The following is a 16,945-nucleotide window of genomic DNA, read 5'->3' on the forward strand; positions in this document are numbered from 1 at the left end:
AAATGCTTTCAAATATCGGTATTCCTGGTCTCATCTTGGTTCTGGTAATTGCGCTGATCATTTTCGGGCCTTCAAAGCTCCCGGAAATCGGCCGGGCTTTTGGAAAAACGCTGACCGAATTCAAAAGCGCGACAAAGTCTTTAGTCTCTGCCGATGACAATGAGATCGGACAGGGGTCTGATGCGAAGAAGCAAAGCGATCCATCGGCACGATGATCAATAGAGCGGGCGGGTGAACCCGTCTGTTCTTTTTTCTGTTTAACATGCGAAGGGGAGGAAGGCGAAGGTGAAAAAAAGGGAAACACATTTGATTGCCCATCTTGAAGAGCTGCGCCAGCGAATCATTAAAACGCTTCTTACGTTTATTCTGTTTCTCATCACCGGCTTCTTGTTTGTTCAGGACATCTATGACTGGCTGATCAGAGACCTTGATGAAAAGCTTGCTGTACTGGGGCCGGGGGATATTCTTTGGGTTTATATGATGATTGCGGGGGTGCTGGCGATCGCAGCCACCATACCGGTGGCTGCTTTTCAGACATGGCGGTTTGTGGCGCCTGCGCTGACCGACCACGAACGGAGGACGGCATTATTTTATATTCCGGGGCTGTTCATTTTTTTTATTTTGGGGATTGTATTCGGTTATTTTGTACTCTTTCCGCTCGTTCTTCAGTTTTTGATCGGCCTGTCCGCCGGCCATTTTCAAACGATGTTTACGGCGGAGCATTATTTTCGCTTTATGATGAACCTCACACTGCCATTCGGGTTTTTGTTTGAAATGCCCCTCATCGTGATGTTTTTAACGAGCCTCGGGATTTTAAATCCGGCCAAGCTCAGTAAAATGAGAAAAATTTCTTATTTTGCGCTGATTGTCGTATCGGTTGTGATCACGCCGCCCGATTTCATCTCAGATGTGCTGGTGATCGTCCCGCTCCTTGTATTATACGAATTGAGCATCTCTTTATCGGCATTTATCTACCGGAAAAAAACCGCCGCACAACAAGGGGCTGAGGCCCAAGGCTGAAGACGGACTGTGTCTTCAGTCTCTTTTTTTTTTGCCTGAAATGAAAAAATCAGAAAATAATGATATTGACAATTTGTTTATTTGTCTTACAATTAAACAAAAAGATGAATGGAGGGATTTACTAAAACAGAGACATCGTATTTCAACAGAATGACAACGCTTTCTCAGAAAATGAACGACAGGGGGATGACGGAGATGAGTCAATTACGGAAGGCGCCGGAAGGCATATTGGGTTTTCCGGTGGCGCCCTTCAACAGGGAAGGAAAACTGGAGGAAGAAGCACTTTACGAAAACATCCGCTTTTTATTGGATGAAGGGCTTGAGGCGGTTTTTATCGCTTGCGGCTCAGGAGAGTTTCAATCTCTCAGCACAAAGGAATATGAGCAAATGGTCGAAATCGCCGTTTCGGCTGCGGACGGGAAGGTGCCTGTTTACACAGGAGTGGGCGGCAACTTAAGCACCGCTTTGGAATGGGCGCGGATTTCCGAGGAAAAAGGGGCCGACGGCTATCTGATTCTCCCGCCGTACTTGATACACGGAGAGCAGGAAGGCCTCTATCAATACACGAAAACAATCATTGAAAGCACGGATTTAAACGCAATCATTTATCAGCGAGACAATGCGGTTTTGACGCTTGAACAGATTCAGCGGCTGACCGATCTCGAGCAGCTTGTCGGACTTAAAGACGGCATAGGGGATATGGCGTTGAATATCAGTTTGTCATATACGATAGGTGACAGGCTGGGCTGGCTCAACGGAATGCCGATGGCTGAAGTCACGATGCCGGCCTATGCTCCGATTGGCTTTACATCATATTCTTCGGCGATATCCAATTATATTCCCCATATTTCCAGAATGTTTTACGAGGCATTATTAAACGGCAATGACCGGCTTGTCAAAGAGATTTATGAGCAAGTCATCATACCGATCAACGAGATCCGCAAACTTCGGAAAGGCTATGCCGTGTCCTTGATCAAAGCCGGCATGGAAATCATGGGGCTTCATGTGAAAAACACGGCGAGACCGCCGATCGTTCCGGTGGAAAAAGAACATTGCCGGCAGCTCGAAAACATTCTGAAAAACGCGATGGCGCGTTATCCGAAAACGACCGCTGCCCTATAAACAAAAAGGAGGAACTTGAAGATGTCTGTTGCAGCTGAAAGTAAAACGTATTTCAACTTTATCAACGGCCGCTGGGTGAAGGCTGAATCGGGCGGGATGGAACAGAGCTTGAATCCGGCAGATACACGGGATATCGTCGGGCTTGTGCAAAAATCTTCGATTGAGGATGTAGACCGGGCAGTTGAAGCGGCCAAGCAGGCCAAAAAGGCGTGGAGAAAGCTGTCGGGCGCGGAGCGCGGTCAATTCCTTTACAAGGCCGCTGACATCATGGAACAGCGCCTCGATGAAATTGCCGAATGTGCGACGCGTGAAATGGGCAAAACACTGCCTGAAGCAAAAGGCGAAACAGCGCGGGGAATCGCGATTCTCAGATACTATGCCGGAGAGGGGCTGCGGAAAACAGGTGATGTGATTCCGTCGACCGATTCATCCGCTTTTATGTACACAGACAGGGTGCCGCTCGGCGTCGTCGGCGTCATCTCACCGTGGAATTTCCCTGTTGCCATCCCGATTTGGAAAATGGCGCCTGCTCTTATTTATGGAAATACGGTTGTCATTAAGCCGGCTACGGAAACCGCAGTCACCTGCCTTAAGGTTATATCGTGCTTTGAAGAAGCAGGGATTCCCTCAGGCGTGGTCAATGCGGTGACAGGACCGGGATCATCGGCCGGCCAAAGGCTTGCCGAGCACCCGGATGTGAACGGAATTACGTTCACAGGATCGAATCAAACAGGAAAAATCATCGGCCGGACGGCGTTTGAAAGAGGGGCGAAGTACCAGCTTGAGATGGGCGGCAAAAACCCGGTGATCGTAGCGGATGACGCCGACCTTGATATTGCGGTTGAAGCGGTCATCAGCGGAGCGTTCAGGTCGACAGGCCAAAAGTGTACAGCGACAAGCCGCGTCATCGTCTTAAATGGTGTTTATGACCGTTTTAAAGAAAAGCTGCTTCAACAGACAAAAGAGATTACAATCGGCGACAGCTTAAAAGAAGATGTCTGGATGGGGCCGATTGCGAACAAACAGCAGCTTGACAACTGCCTGTCCTATATTGCAAAAGGAAAGCAAGAAGGCGCGGACCTCATTTTCGGCGGTGAGAGGCTGGCAGATGGAAAATACGAAAACGGCTATTATATCAGGCCGGCCATTTTTGACAACGTCACTTCCGGCATGACGATTGCCCAAGAAGAAATTTTCGGCCCGGTCATCGCTTTAATCAAGGCGGATACACTTGAGGAAGCGTTGGAGACGGCAAATGACGTCAAATTTGGCCTGAGCGCCTCCATTTTTACGCAAAACATTAGGCGGATGCTGTCATTCACAGATGAAATCGAAGCGGGGCTCATTCGCGTCAACGCCGAAAGCGCCGGTGTCGAACTGCAGGCGCCATTCGGAGGCGTTAAACAATCGAGCTCGCATTCACGGGAACAGGGGGAGGCAGCCAAAGAATTTTTTACAGCCGTGAAAACCGTATTTGTCAAACCGTAAGTCAGTCGTTTCGGTACAAATGAATAAAGGAGAAGATGCTATGAAAAAAAATCGTGCAGCCTCCCCCGATACCGCGGGGAAAAGAAGTTCTGTCCGCTGGTTTGTCGTGTCTATGCTGTTTCTCGTCACATCCATTAATTATGCCGACCGTGCGACACTTTCGATCGTCGGCGATTCTGTGCAGCATGAGCTTGGGCTGAGTTCGGTGGCGATGGGGTATGTCTTTTCCGCATTTGGCTGGGCGTATGTTGTCGGCCAAATCCCCGGAGGCTGGCTGCTCGACCGTTTTGGGTCGAAAATCGTCATCGCCGCCAGCATCTTCTTTTGGTCATTGTTTACCCTTTTGCAGGGTGCGCTTGGCTTTTTCGCCGCGGGAACGGCCGTAATCCTTTTATTTGCGCTCAGATTTCTCGTCGGTCTGTCAGAAGCCCCGTCCTTCCCCGGCAACGGCCGGGTGGTGGCTTCCTGGTTTCCAAGTTCTGAACGCGGAACAGCTTCGGCGATCTTCAACTCGGCGCAGTACTTCGCACTCGTCATTTTTTCACCGCTGATGGGGTGGCTCGCCCACTCTTTCAGCTGGCATACGGTTTTTGTCATTATGGGTGCACTGGGGATCGCGATGTCGTTCATTTGGCTGAAAACGATTTACGAACCGAAAAAACACCCGAGAATAAACGCCGCCGAACTGGCGTACATCGAAGAAGGCGGCGCGCTTGTCTCGATGGATGAGGGAAAGAACGCGGAAAAAAAAGAAAAGGAGTCGCAATGGCCTTATATTAAGCAGCTTTTAAGAAGCCGGATGCTGCTCGGGGTGTATATCGCTCAATACTGCATCACAACGCTGACCTATTTCTTTCTGACATGGTTTCCGGTCTATCTTGTTCAGGCGCGCGGCATGTCGATCCTTGAAGCGGGTTTTGTCGCATCGCTTCCTGCAATCTGCGGATTTTTAGGAGGATTGCTGGGCGGGTTCGTGTCAGACTTCCTTTTGAAAAAGGGCTGCTCCATAACGGTTGCCAGAAAAACGCCGATCATCCTCGGCATGCTGATGTCCTGCTCAATGATCATATGCAACTATGCAGATTCGTCCTGGCTGGTCGTTTCCATCATGTCGCTTGCCTTTTTCGGAAAAGGATTCGGCGCGCTGGGCTGGGCGGTTGTGTCAGATACCTCGCCAAAGGAGTGTGCCGGCTTGAGCGGCGGCATCTTCAACACCTTTGGAAACATTGCGTCCATCACGACGCCCATCATCATCGGATATATCGTGAATGCGACAGGCTCATTTAACGGAGCGCTTGTGTTTGTCGGAGCCAACGCGATTGCCGCGGTATTAAGCTATTTGTTTCTCGTCGGGCCGATCAAGCGCATCGAACTGCAGAAAGAGAAAGACCCTGCGGACACCACTTTATCCATGTGAAATGTAAGCGCTTTAATAAGAGGGAGGCTAAATCGATATGAATACAAACATCCATCAGCATGTAAAAGAGGAGAAAGCATCGCAAACACCGTCTATTGCCGACATGCGGGTTATACCCGTGGCAGGGCGGGACAGCATGCTTTTGAATTTGAGCGGAGCTCACGGCCCCTTTTTCACACGGAATATCGTGATTTTAAAGGATTCATCAGGCGCTCTCGGCGTCGGCGAAGTGCCGGGCGGCGAGCGGATCCGCCAGACGCTGGAGCAGGCGAAGCCGCTCGTCATCGATCAGCCGCTCGGCGCTGTTCAATCGATTTTGCAGTCCGTCAGGCGCCGGTTTAAAGACAGGGATGCCGGAGGACGCGGGGTGCAGACCTTTGACCAGCGGACGACGATACACGCTGTGACCGCATTGGAAGCAGCTTTGCTCGATTTGCTCGGAAAATTTCTCGGCGTCCCTGTGGCGGCGCTCTTGGGGGAAGGCCAGCAGCGGGATAAAGTGAAGATGCTCGGCTATTTGTTTTACATCGGGGACCGAAAGCGCACGACGCTTCCCTATATCAGTGAACAAGAGGCAAATGACGACTGGTTCCATCTCCGCCGTGAAGAAGCGTTGACTCCCGAGGCGATCGTCCGTCTTGCGGAGGCAGCCCGAGAACGATACGGATTTCACGATTTTAAATTAAAAGGCGGCGTCCTTTCCGGAGAAGAAGAAATCGAGGCGGCATCCGCTTTAGCGAAGCGGTTTCCTAAGGCGAGAATCACCCTTGACCCGAATGGGGCGTGGTCATTGGAGGAAGCGATTGCGCTTTGTAAGGGAAAGCGGGATGTACTTGCCTACGCGGAAGACCCTTGCGGAGCGGAAGCCGGATACTCAGGCCGGGAAATCATGGCCGAATTCCGCCGTGCGACAGGCATTCCGACAGCGACGAATATGATTGCGACAGACTGGCGGCAAATGGGGCATGCGATACAGCTGCACGCCGTTGATATACCGCTGGCAGATCCGCATTTTTGGACGATGCAGGGATCCGTCCGCGTTGCTCAAATGTGCCATGAATGGGGGCTGATATGGGGCTCTCACTCCAATAACCATTTTGACGTCTCACTGGCCATGTTCACCCACGTTGCCGCAGCAGCTCCGGGCGATATCACGGCGATTGATACGCATTGGATATGGCAGGATGGACAGCGTCTCACAAAACAGCCTTTTTCAATTGCTGACGGATATGTCCAAGTTCCTGATCAGCCTGGGCTCGGCATTGAAATCGACATGGAACGGGTGGAAAAAGCAAATGAACTATATGAGAAAATGACAGCAGGCGAGCGCAATGATGCCGCTGCCATGCAGTTTTTGATTGAAAATTGGCGTTTCGACCCTAAACGTCCTTGTCTTGTTCGATAATTGCGGAAACAGCGGTTTGAGAGGCCCCTAGCCGACATTGTCATACGCGATATTTTGTCTTACAATATGAACAACTGAAAGGGGGCCCACAGTCGTGGAAGAAGATATGGAAACATTGCAGGTCGAATCAGTCAATCGCAAGACTTTGGCAAAACAGGTTGTTGAACGAATCGTCCATTTATTATCAAGCGGCCAGTTGAAACCGGGGGACAAACTGCCGACGGAGATTGAGCTCATGGAAAAGCTGAATGTCAGCAGACCCGTTCTCCGCGAAGCTTTAATATCGCTCGAAACGCTCGGAATTATCAAAAGAAAAACCCGGGACGGCACATATTTTAATGATAAAATCGGCATTCAGCCGTTTTCTGTCATGCTGGCTTTGGCAGTCGATAATTTGCCGGCCATTATTGAAGCGAGGATGGCGCTGGAGCTCGGGCTTGTCACGATCGCCGCAGAAAAGATCAATGACAGTCAGCTCGAAAGGCTTCAGGAAACGATCGATATTATAGCAAACAGCACGGATAATCATTATGGAGAAGCGGATAAGGAATTTCACCGGATTATCGCTTTGAGCGCGAACAACCCGGTGCTTGAAGGGATGATTCAATCGCTCTTGATCACACACGCCAAAATCGACAGCCAGATTCCATATAGGGAAAGGGACCGGACTGTCGAATATCATACGAATATTTTGAAAGCCCTTCAACAAAGGGACCCATATCAAGCCTATCACCATATGTATGAGCATTTAAAATTTGTACGTGACAAAATACTGAATGGTCTTCGTGATGAAAAAAACAATCATTAAGTTGTTTGACAGCGCTTTCTAACATGTGCCGCGGCGGGAGAAGGGCCGCGGAAAGGCGCTGATCGAAAAGGGGAGTTGATCAATCCTTATGCTTGTCAATCAAACTGAAACCCCGTTGTACATTAAGGTGAACGAAAAAGACAATGCCGCAATCATCGCCAATGCCGGCGGACTGCCGCAAGGGACGGTGTTTCCTTGCGGGCTTAAGCTGCAAGAGCGGATTCCTCAAGGGCATAAAGTGGCTTTAACAGACATCACACAGGGCGGTGCCGTTATTCGCTACGGCGAAATTATCGGCTATGCCGTCAAACCGATCGAAAAAGGCGGGTGGATTTCCGAGTCGCATATCATGCTTCCGGAAGCTCCGCCGCTCGATGAACTGCCCATCGCCAACAAAGTTCCAAAACCCGCTCCCCTTCTTGAGGGGTATACATTTGAAGGATACCGGAATGAAGACGGGAGCGTCGGCACGAGAAACGTGCTTGGCATTATGACAAGCGTTCAATGCGTCGCAGGCGTTCTCGATTACGCAGTGAAACGAATTAAAGAGGAACTGCTCCCAAAATATCCGAACGTTGACGGTGTCGCTGCATTAAATCATCAGTACGGCTGCGGCGTGGCGATTAATGCGCCGGAAGCCAAAATCCCGATCCGAACGATTCAAAATATCGCCAGGCACCCTAATTTCGGCGGTGAAGCGATGGTGATCGGACTCGGCTGCGAGAAGCTCCTTCCGACGAAGATAGAGCCGGAAGGAGACGCTGAAAACATTCTTTCACTGCAGGAACGGCAAGGGTTTCAGCAAATGATACAATCGATTATGGAAATGGCCGAAGAGCGCTTAAAAAGGCTGAATGAACGGAAGCGGATGACATGTCCCGCTTCAGACCTGGTGATCGGCCTACAGTGCGGAGGCAGCGACGCCTTTTCAGGAGTGACCGCAAACCCTGCGTCCGGATATGCGGCCGACTTACTTGTCCGGGCAGGGGCCACGGTTTTATTTTCGGAAGTCACCGAAGTCCGCGATGCCGTTCATCTCCTAACACCGCGCGCTGTCAATGAAGAAGTCGGCCGCGCCCTGATTCGGGAAATGGCTTGGTATGACCGCTATCTGGAAAGAGGCGAATCAGACCGAAGCGCCAATCCGTCGCCGGGAAACAAAAAAGGCGGACTGGCAAACGTGGTCGAGAAATCGCTCGGGTCGATCGCGAAGTCGGGAAGCAGCCCGATCAGTGCCGTACTTGCGCCCGGTGAAAGGGCTGTACAGAAAGGACTCATTTTTGCGGCGACACCTGCAAGCGATTTTGTATGCGGCACCCTGCAATTGGCTTCTGGCATGCATTTGCAGGTATTTACAACCGGAAGGGGAACGCCGTACGGCCTTGAAATGGCTCCGGTTTTGAAAGTGGCGACCCGGCAGTCATTATCAGAAGATTGGCACGACTTGATCGACGTCAATGCCGGAAGGATCGCTACAGGCGAAGCTTCAATAGAGGAAGTCGGCTGGGAAATCTTCCGGACGATACTTGACGTCGCAAGCGGAAGGAAAACATGGGCGGAACATTGGGGACTCTCCAATGACTTGTGTTTATTCAACCCAGCGCCTGTGACTTGATCCGTGCTAGTGGGAAAGTAGATTGGTATCGGCCAAAAGATCCGGAGATACAATAGGTTTCAACTAGAAATATGAATAATTTTTGTAAAAAACACACGTTTTTCAATTACAATGAGTGTAATTGCACGTGTGTTTTTATGTTGAAAAGGATGGGTGAACAAGATGCAGCACATATTGCTTATTGAAGATGATCATTCGATCAGTGAAATGGTCGATCATTATTTAACAAAAGAAGGATTTGAGGTCGTGCTTGCTTTTGACGGAGAAGAGGGCGTTCGCTTGTTTCAGCAAGGCAATTATGATGCGATTCTGCTCGACATCATGCTTCCTAAGCTGAATGGAATGGATTTTCTGAAAATGATCCGTGAACAGAGCAAAGTTCCGGTTTTAATGATTTCCGCAAAAGACGGGGATGTCGATAAAGCGCTGGGGCTGGGCTTTGGTGCGGATGATTATATTGCCAAGCCGTTTTCGATGATCGAACTGACCGCAAGAATAAAAGCCGCCATTCGGCGGGCAACGCAATATTCCGTCAGTGAACCGGCAAATCAAAAAATATTACGTGTTCACGAGCTTACGGTTGATATAGAAAATGTATCCGTACAAAAAAATGGTGAACCGCTTCAGCTGACATCGACGGAATGGAAAATGCTGACTTTGTTTGTGACAAACCCTAAAAAAGTGTTTACAAAAGAACAAATCTATCGTTCGGTTTGGAATGATGATTATTTTGGCGATCAAAATATTATTAACGTTCATATGAGGCGCTTGAGAGAAAAGATAGAGGATGATCCTTCCTCCCCGCAATATATTAAAACGCTTTGGGGCATCGGCTATAAATTAGGAGAGTTTTAGGATGACAATGTTATGGATTGGCATTCTGATAATTTTGGCGTCTCTCAATATCGTTCAATATAAAATGAAAAGACAACGGGATCGAAACTTGAAGTACATCACGGAAAAGCTCAGTGTGATGCTAAATGAGCATGAGGCTGATCAAATTTTATTAGGAACGGCTGATAAAGTACTGCGGGCTCTGCTCGTGCAAATTAACCTGTTTGTTGAGGAGCATCAGCACATAACAGCCCGTTTTGCAAAAACGGAGCAGTCAATGAAACGAATGCTGACCAATATGTCCCATGATCTGAAAACTCCGCTGACCGTCGTGCTCGGGTATATCGAGGCGATCCAAAATGATTCAGACATGGCGGAAGAGGAGCGTGAAAGACTGCTGGAGAAGCTTTATCAAAAAACAGGCGAAATCATTCAGCTGATGAATTCTTTCTTTGACTTGGCCAAGCTGGAATCGGAAGATAAGCAAATACTGCTCACTAAAATACATATCAACGAAATATGCAGAAAAAACATTCTCCAACACTATGATGCCGTTCAGGCAAAAGGTTTTAAAGCTGTCATCGACATCCCGGATACCCCGGTTTATGCACATGGAAATGAAGAAGCGCTTGACCGGATTTTGCAAAACCTTTTATCAAATGCGATTCAATATGGTGCAGACGGAAAGCTGATCGGATTGTCCCTTACATATGATGAGACGTGGATTGTCATTACGGTATGGGACCGTGGGAAAGGAATTAGTGAGTACGATCAGCAGCGGGTGTTTGAAAGACTGTATACCCTTGAGGAATCGAGAAATAAAGCGTTCCAGGGAAGCGGGCTCGGTTTAACAATTACAAAAAGGCTCATTGAGAAAATGGGAGGGAACATCTCTCTCCAAAGCAAGCCGCATGAACGGACAGTGTTTTCCATTACGTTAAAACGAATGACCTATTAGCAAACGTAAGAATTTCTTAAGAAACAAGAAATAAAAAAGACAGCGTCCATCGCTACAATAGACACATAGCAGAGACAGGAAAGGAGAAACAGAGTTGACTTACATCGTACAAACAAGCGGGCTTACCAAGACATTCAAAGGTCAAGAAGTTGTTTCAAATGTAAGCATGCATATACGAAAGGGAGAAATATACGGTTTTCTCGGCCCGAACGGAGCCGGAAAAACGACCATCATGAAGATGCTGACGAGCCTCGTGAAACCGACAAGCGGCGAAATCAATATCCTTGGGCATAAGCTGACAAATCGATCATACGAGATTCTCGGGAAAATAGGCAGCATGATCGAATACCCGATTTTTTATGAAAATCTGACAGCCAAAGAAAATTTAAATCTGCATTGTGAGTATATGGGATATCACAATAAAGCCAAGATTCAGGAAGTGCTGGACATGGTGAATTTAAAAAATATCGACAGCAAACCTGTCAAAACATTTTCCCTCGGTATGAAGCAGCGTCTTGGAATCGCGCGGGCCATTCTCACCAAACCCTACTTGCTCATCTTGGATGAGCCGATTAATGGCCTTGATCCCATCGGAATTAAAGAAATCAGAAACTTATTTCAAGTATTGAGCAAAGAGTATGGCATGACATTGCTCATCTCAAGCCACATCTTGAACGAAGTAGAGCAAATTGCAGATACAATCGGAGTGATTCGGGACGGCAGGCTTGTTGAAGAAGTATCGATGGAAAGCGTAAGGGGACGGAACACAGAGTACATTGAACTCGTGACGCCGAACCAATTGCATGCTTGCTTTGTGCTTGAACATGAGCTGCAGATTGCTAATTTTAAAATACTAAATGATAAAACGATCCGAATTTATGATGCCGAAGCTTCTCAAACAGCCATTTCTAAAGCTCTGATTTTGAATGATGTAGAAATTGAATCCATGAATAAAAAGCATACTTCGCTTGAGGACTACTTCCTCAGCTTAATCAACGGCAATGCGGTCAACGCATAAGGAGGCGGAGAAATTTGCTGAATTTGATGAGAATTGAAATGAAAAAGCTGAAGCTGGGATGGTATATACGCGGAGCCGTCTTTGCCAATTTCATCATTTTTGGTTTTCTGTGGATGGTGACCTGCACAGAAGGCAAGGAGACGTTCCAAACGATTGATGAAACTTTTCTATTGATCGGCACTTTTGTTAGAGCCGTTTTTATCGTATTCGGCGCTGTGCTGATCTCAAAATTAGTGATTTCAGAGTTTAAAAACAAGACAATACTGGTGATGTTCACGTATCCGATCAATCGAAAGAAACTGCTGGCTGCTAAACTGCTGATCGCAGGCGGGCTGACCTTCGTTACGATATTGATATCAAACGCATGCGTTGCAGTTGGTTTTTTTCTGCTGAACTCAATCTATGGGATCATCCCCGGCGAATTAACAGCTTCTATCGCGTCTCAGCAGGCTCTGAAAATGATCGTTTTTGCTTTTGGCGCCGCAGGAACGAGTTTAGTACCCATCTTTTTTGGAATGAGAAAGTACTCCACTGCGGCAACGATCATCTCATCTGTTGTAATCATCATGCCGATCAGTTCCACAGGCCCTGGCTTTTCTATTTCTTCAATTGTGTATATACCTTTATCTCTTGCCGCAGTCGGTCTGTTTTTTTCCTTTTTGGCTGTAAGGCGTATTGAAAAAATAGATGTTTTTTAACGGAGTTGAAGTTCAATGCTGAATTTAATTAAATTGGAGTTTAAAAAAACAAAATTAGGGTGGTATTACAAAGGTGCAGTAATTGCAAATCTATGTATTCTCGGTTTATTGTGCCTGATCGGATCAGAGGAAAAAACCTCCCTCAAGCAAAAATGTCGATGGCTGATGCCGCATCCATGCTGCTATTTATAGGAATTTTCGTGAGGTCTGTGTTTATTGTCTTTGCCGGCGTGCTGATTGCCAAACTGGTCATCGGAGAGTATAAAAACAGAACCATCACGGTCATGTTTACATATCCAGTCAGCAGAAAAAAACTAATGGCAGCAAAACTGCTGCTTACTGGCGGATTGACCTTTTTGACAATGATCGTGTCCGAACTGATTCTTGCATTTATTTTCTCGCAGCTCAATGATGTCTATCAATTCAGCCCGGAAAAATTGACGATGCATGACGTAGGGAATGAGATTGGCAGTATGCTCATTTATGCTGCTTCCTCTACAGGACTGAGTTTTATTCCATTATACTTTGGGATGCGCAAACAATCAGTTCCTGCCACCATTGTGACATCCTGTATCTTGACCACGTTGATCGGTCAGCAAAGCGATGAATTTTCACTTGCTTCCATCATTTACATTCCGATTTCATTGGCTCTAGTCGGAATTGCCATTGCGTTTTGGTCGATACGAAAAATTGACCAGGAAGACGTATTATAAGATCTCCGTATATCTTGAAGGTGCAAATTGACGGAATACCGGCATTTACCTATACTTGAAGAACTGAAACAACAAGGAAAACGGGTGAACATGTCATGGAATTTGAAATTCGCTACATCTCCTTTTACGTCATCCAGGTCGACGGCAAGGATGAGCAGGCCAACAAGCAATATAAACATTTTCAGACGCTGGATACAGAGGAATTTGAAAACAGCGAGCTGAAGGATTTCTTAGACGGGGAATTGAAAAAAATCGTCAAGCGGAAAGCCGAACGCCATCCGAAATCGGAGCAGGTGCCGACGAAAATCGGCCGCTTCATCACAGAGCCGGGGCATGAGCTTGATTCTAATCCGAACTACAATCTGTTTCACAAAACAAAACTGGCGGAGACAAAGGAAGAATTCAATGAACTGAGCGAACAGTTCGTCCGCACATACCTCGACACGAGCGCCGTCAGGGGAGGCGTGTTTTTAGTGGCGACAGCCGTACCGCGCAAATACTTCGATGATACATTTGTCTTTGTCATGAAGTGCGACTTTGAACCGAAGGTCGCTACGATCGCCGATGAATCGTCGCTGATTCGCAAGGTCGAAATGGCGATTACGACGAAAAACATGAAATCGATTCAGTACCCGCACATGCCTGAAGAGGGCATGACAGAGGAAAGCGAAGTGAAAATCCACCAGGCCTCGCACGCCCGCTACTTTGAAGACTTCTTAAAATTCGTCGAGTACGGCGAGTCGATGCCGGAAATCATGAAGTCACAAGTGATGAACATGGTGCAGGAGCACGTGTACGAAGCATTTGAAGACAAAAGCGAAGAACTCCAGCAGTTTGAACACGACCTCGAAATCTGGGAAGCGAGCGAAAAGCGGGAGATTCAGGAACGTCTTGATACCCACCAAGTCATCGAAGCCTCAGCTCAAATCGTTGAGCACATGCCTGAGGCAGAGCTGAAAATGAAGCTGGGAGAAACCGAGATTAAAGGATTGCTGGCCGAGTTCGGAGACTCGATCCACCTCGCCAAAGTAAACGGCCGCTATGTGGCGCTCATTGAAGCCGAAACGATTTCGTTTGAAAAGGGGAGCTCTCCGGTCGAGTTTTATAAACCTGAGGGTCTGCATGAGGTGATTGAGCGGATACGGAATAAAATTGACAGGGAAGATGAGAAATAAGAAAAGGCATCCGTTTTTTGGATGCCTTTTGATTTTTCATCCAGATAGATGAGACTGCTAAATAGGTTTTCATGTAAATTACTGTTTAATAAGGTTAATATAAACATAATCAAGCCGATATAGGGAGTATAGAAAGAATTGAGGGGAGGTGCCCAATGCGTCTCAATAGTCAATACATCCGTACACAGCTGATGGTCCAGAATATATTGAAAAGAAATGCGGCTGATACAACTTTAAAAAATGTCTCTTCCGATATCACTGCCGTTGCGAAGAAGGCCAGCAGTCAAGCAGGAAGAGCATCGAAAGAAAGTTTGAGTAAGCTGAACTACTCAAAGGACAGTATTGTGAATCATGCCGGAGCTTTCAGGCGGGCATACGAAGCAGCAAATGATCGAACTGTCACAGATACAGGGAAAGAAACGAAGATTAATGCCCAAAACCCCTATGTGTCAGAAAGTGACATCAGGAAAAAAATCTTAGATGAAAAATACAGCAAAATAAATGCAATGAACAAAACGAAACCCGACCCTTTAGGCTACATTAAGGATAAATACAAAAACCCCAATTCCCCTTATTTCAGAAATGACTTGTCGGCAGCAGAAAGACAGGCTGCATATGACAATGAAACTGAGTGGCTGTTCAAAGGAAAGGCGCAAAGCTATAATATGCAGGATGCCGCCTTTCGAAATGTGACTTTTAATGGGGAAGTAGAGACGGAGAATGAGAAAGTATATCAGCGCAGCCAAGTCAACAAACAGCTTCAAGCGCTGCTGGATCAATATCATATTGCCATTCCAGCGGATGCGGCGCTCACCTTTACGATTACACCGATTGATTATCAAGTAAAGGTAAGCGGAACAGATGATGAGCAACTCATCCATCAAATTGAACAAATATTGCAATCAGGAGAAAACAGCAAACAGTTATTTCTGCATATCATGAAAAGCTTGAGCAGCGATTCGGCACAATATTCCAAAGAAGCGCACCAAAAATATCAGACGGTTCGCGAGATATATGAGGTGACAGGGTATCACCTGAAAGATTTGGAAGTGGTTGATGGCCGATATGTAACACCTTCCGGCCGTGATTTATTAGAAGTGTATAAAGAAGAGCTGGAGAAGGATCCCGTCCTCAAGAAAACGGCTCATCTCGCAATCGCTCATTATGGAGCAGAGCTGGACAGGCTTGCGGAAGCCGAATATGATTCTGTTCCGGATTTCATCTTGTCTATTGACTACAGCAACGGGTCATTGCGGGATACAGGGCAAAAGAAGAGCTATGGAACCGGGGATACGGCTTGGCTAAGAGAATTAAAGCGCCGAACGGGTGTGAATGATTAGTTTTAAAAGCCAGGAACGAGTTTCCTTTATCAGGGTGATTTTCTTAATAATTGAATTTTTCGTTGCGGGTCTTCCCAACACCTGTTAAAATAAGGCTAACTTTTAAGAACGGAGGGATTTCCCAAATGGCATACATCAGATTCCGATTGAACTTTGTCCTCGCTAACTAAATCGTGAACAAAGACTCTGCCTGTGTGCAGGGTAATCGGGATTAGTCTGCCTGTTTTTAGGGAGCCCTTATGCAGTAATAGAGGGAGAGGCGCGGATTCCAGCGCCTCTTTTTGCCTTTAAAAATAGCATTTCTGAAGCTTGCCTTCAGTTTATTAGCCATATCTTTTTTCCGTTTACTTTCCAGCACAGGCAGACGACCTGCGCTTTTTTTATTCAAAACCTTCAGCAAAGGGGAAAATCGTATATGACAACTGTAAATGAGCAAATTGAACATACATTAAAACTTGCGGAAAAACACGGCCTTCGGCTGAAACGAAAGCATGCGGAAATCAACGAGTCCGGCATGGATTTTCAAGTCGTTTTTGCAGAAGATGAAGCAGGTAAGAGTTGGGTGTTGAGAAAACCGCGGCGCGACGATGTGATTGAAAGGGCAGTGTATGAAGGGAAAGTGCTGAAGCTGCTGCAAAACCGTCTTCCCGCGGCTGTGCCGGATTGGCGCATTCATACTCCCGAACTGATTGCATATCCGGAGCTTCCGGGTGTGCCTGCCGCAGTCATTGACATGGACATCAAGAATTACGTATGGAACATGGAGCATGAGCCTCCGGCTGAAGCGTTTACCAGGTCATTGGCGAAAACGCTCGCGCTATTGCACGGCATCGATCATAAGGACGCAGAAGAAGCGGGCATGCATGTGATGAATCCGGATGACGTCAGGCAGACAAAAGCAGAGCATATGGAGCGGATCAAAAGTGAGCTCGGGGTTAGCGCCGAGCTCTGGGAAAGATGGCAAAAGTGGCTGTCTGACGACTCGTATTGGCCTGAACATACGGTGTTTATCCACGGCGACTTGCACCCTCCGCATATTTTGATTGACCAGCATCAGAGCATAACTGGGCTGTTGGATTGGACAGAAGCAAAAATCGCCGACCCGGCTAAAGACTTTCTGTTATACCAGACGATTTTAGGAGAAGCCGAAACCGCACGGCTCATCTCTTATTACGAAGAAGAAGGAGGACGCGTCTGGCCGCGGATGAAAGAGCATATTAAAGAAATGCAGGCCGCCTACGGCATCGAAATCGGCATGTTTGCCCTTCAAACGAAACAAGAAGAGCACTTGAAAATGGCGCTGGACGCGCTTGGCGTCACACAATAAAAAAAGG

General features: G+C 47.3%; 15 protein-coding genes and 1 pseudogene. All 16 read left to right on the forward strand.

All coding sequences use genetic code 11. The annotated features are described in order from the left end of the window. The first annotated feature begins 2 nt into the window (after positions 1–2). The 16 genes and pseudogenes from H7F26_RS07645 to H7F26_RS07720 all read left to right on the forward strand — a co-directional run bounded on the left by H7F26_RS07645 (position 3) and on the right by H7F26_RS07720 (position 16,938). A complete protein-coding gene (locus tag H7F26_RS07645; protein ID WP_003178588.1) occupies positions 3–215 on the forward strand; it encodes a twin-arginine translocase TatA/TatE family subunit in 213 nt (70 codons plus the stop codon). 70 nt (positions 216–285) lie between these two features. Beyond that, the gene (gene tatC / locus H7F26_RS07650) at positions 286–1,020 is read left to right on the forward strand and encodes a twin-arginine translocase subunit TatC (RefSeq protein WP_003178590.1); all 735 of its coding nucleotides are present in this window, start codon (positions 286–288) and stop codon (positions 1,018–1,020) included. Between the two features lie 195 nt (positions 1,021–1,215). After that, positions 1,216–2,142, forward strand: a complete 927-nt coding sequence (gene kdgD, locus H7F26_RS07655; protein WP_011197512.1) for a 5-dehydro-4-deoxyglucarate dehydratase — start codon at positions 1,216–1,218, stop codon at positions 2,140–2,142. Between the two features lie 21 nt (positions 2,143–2,163). After that, positions 2,164–3,630, forward strand: coding sequence for an alpha-ketoglutaric semialdehyde dehydrogenase GucD (gene gucD, locus H7F26_RS07660; RefSeq protein WP_003178596.1), 1,467 nt, complete (start codon positions 2,164–2,166; stop codon positions 3,628–3,630). A 40-nt stretch (positions 3,631–3,670) separates the two neighbouring features. After that, entirely contained in the window at positions 3,671–5,047 is a 1,377-nt protein-coding gene (locus H7F26_RS07665) for an MFS transporter (RefSeq protein WP_009330286.1), read from the forward strand. Positions 5,048–5,084: 37 nt separating this feature from the next. Continuing rightward, the gene (gene gudD / locus H7F26_RS07670) at positions 5,085–6,452 is read left to right on the forward strand and encodes a glucarate dehydratase (protein WP_003178600.1); all 1,368 of its coding nucleotides are present in this window, start codon (positions 5,085–5,087) and stop codon (positions 6,450–6,452) included. 106 nt (positions 6,453–6,558) lie between these two features. Next, positions 6,559–7,260, forward strand: a complete 702-nt coding sequence (locus H7F26_RS07675; protein ID WP_154495802.1) for a FadR/GntR family transcriptional regulator — start codon at positions 6,559–6,561, stop codon at positions 7,258–7,260. A gap of 88 nt (positions 7,261–7,348) precedes the next feature. Further along, complete coding sequence (gene garD, locus H7F26_RS07680) at positions 7,349–8,875, forward strand: galactarate dehydratase (RefSeq protein ID WP_003178604.1); 1,527 nt, start codon at positions 7,349–7,351, stop codon at positions 8,873–8,875. A gap of 174 nt (positions 8,876–9,049) precedes the next feature. After that, a complete protein-coding gene (locus H7F26_RS07685) occupies positions 9,050–9,730 on the forward strand; it encodes a response regulator transcription factor (protein ID WP_085959544.1) in 681 nt (226 codons plus the stop codon). A gap of 1 nt (position 9,731) precedes the next feature. Further along, positions 9,732–10,667: a HAMP domain-containing histidine kinase gene (locus H7F26_RS07690; RefSeq protein ID WP_003178607.1), complete on the forward strand. Its 936-nt coding sequence runs from the start codon at positions 9,732–9,734 to the stop codon at positions 10,665–10,667. A 94-nt stretch (positions 10,668–10,761) separates the two neighbouring features. After that, entirely contained in the window at positions 10,762–11,685 is a 924-nt protein-coding gene (locus tag H7F26_RS07695; protein WP_009330282.1) for an ABC transporter ATP-binding protein, read from the forward strand. A gap of 14 nt (positions 11,686–11,699) precedes the next feature. Next, positions 11,700–12,383: an ABC transporter permease gene (locus tag H7F26_RS07700; RefSeq protein WP_009330281.1), complete on the forward strand. Its 684-nt coding sequence runs from the start codon at positions 11,700–11,702 to the stop codon at positions 12,381–12,383. 15 nt (positions 12,384–12,398) lie between these two features. Further along, positions 12,399–13,096 (forward strand): annotated as a pseudogene (locus H7F26_RS07705) (ABC transporter permease). A 95-nt stretch (positions 13,097–13,191) separates the two neighbouring features. After that, positions 13,192–14,271 carry a DUF3900 domain-containing protein gene (locus tag H7F26_RS07710; protein ID WP_003178613.1) on the forward strand — a complete coding sequence of 360 codons (1,080 nt, stop codon included), beginning with the start codon at positions 13,192–13,194 and terminating at the stop codon, positions 14,269–14,271. Between the two features lie 155 nt (positions 14,272–14,426). After that, a complete protein-coding gene (locus H7F26_RS07715) occupies positions 14,427–15,611 on the forward strand; it encodes a DUF4885 domain-containing protein (protein ID WP_003178614.1) in 1,185 nt (394 codons plus the stop codon). A 415-nt stretch (positions 15,612–16,026) separates the two neighbouring features. Beyond that, the gene (locus tag H7F26_RS07720; RefSeq protein WP_009330279.1) at positions 16,027–16,938 is read left to right on the forward strand and encodes a macrolide 2'-phosphotransferase; all 912 of its coding nucleotides are present in this window, start codon (positions 16,027–16,029) and stop codon (positions 16,936–16,938) included. The last annotated feature ends 7 nt before the right edge of the window (positions 16,939–16,945 follow it).

Source organism: Bacillus sp. PAMC28748 (genome assembly GCF_014250415.1).
GTDB classification, from domain to species: domain Bacteria; phylum Bacillota; class Bacilli; order Bacillales; family Bacillaceae; genus Bacillus; species Bacillus licheniformis.

What these genes read in the sequence shown, in the direction of transcription:
- H7F26_RS07645 (WP_003178588.1), top strand. Translation starts at nt 3, where the DNA reads ATGCTTTCAAATATCGGTATTCCTGGTCTCATCTTGGTTCTGGTAATT.
- kdgD (WP_011197512.1), top strand. Translation starts at nt 1,216, where the DNA reads ATGAGTCAATTACGGAAGGCGCCGGAAGGCATATTGGGTTTTCCGGTG.
- gucD (WP_003178596.1), top strand. Translation starts at nt 2,164, where the DNA reads ATGTCTGTTGCAGCTGAAAGTAAAACGTATTTCAACTTTATCAACGGC.
- H7F26_RS07665 (WP_009330286.1), top strand. Translation starts at nt 3,671, where the DNA reads ATGAAAAAAAATCGTGCAGCCTCCCCCGATACCGCGGGGAAAAGAAGT.
- gudD (WP_003178600.1), top strand. Translation starts at nt 5,085, where the DNA reads ATGAATACAAACATCCATCAGCATGTAAAAGAGGAGAAAGCATCGCAA.
- H7F26_RS07675 (WP_154495802.1), top strand. Translation starts at nt 6,559, where the DNA reads ATGGAAACATTGCAGGTCGAATCAGTCAATCGCAAGACTTTGGCAAAA.
- garD (WP_003178604.1), top strand. Translation starts at nt 7,349, where the DNA reads ATGCTTGTCAATCAAACTGAAACCCCGTTGTACATTAAGGTGAACGAA.
- H7F26_RS07690 (WP_003178607.1), top strand. Translation starts at nt 9,732, where the DNA reads ATGACAATGTTATGGATTGGCATTCTGATAATTTTGGCGTCTCTCAAT.
- H7F26_RS07710 (WP_003178613.1), top strand. Translation starts at nt 13,192, where the DNA reads ATGGAATTTGAAATTCGCTACATCTCCTTTTACGTCATCCAGGTCGAC.
- H7F26_RS07715 (WP_003178614.1), top strand. Translation starts at nt 14,427, where the DNA reads ATGCGTCTCAATAGTCAATACATCCGTACACAGCTGATGGTCCAGAAT.
- H7F26_RS07720 (WP_009330279.1), top strand. Translation starts at nt 16,027, where the DNA reads ATGACAACTGTAAATGAGCAAATTGAACATACATTAAAACTTGCGGAA.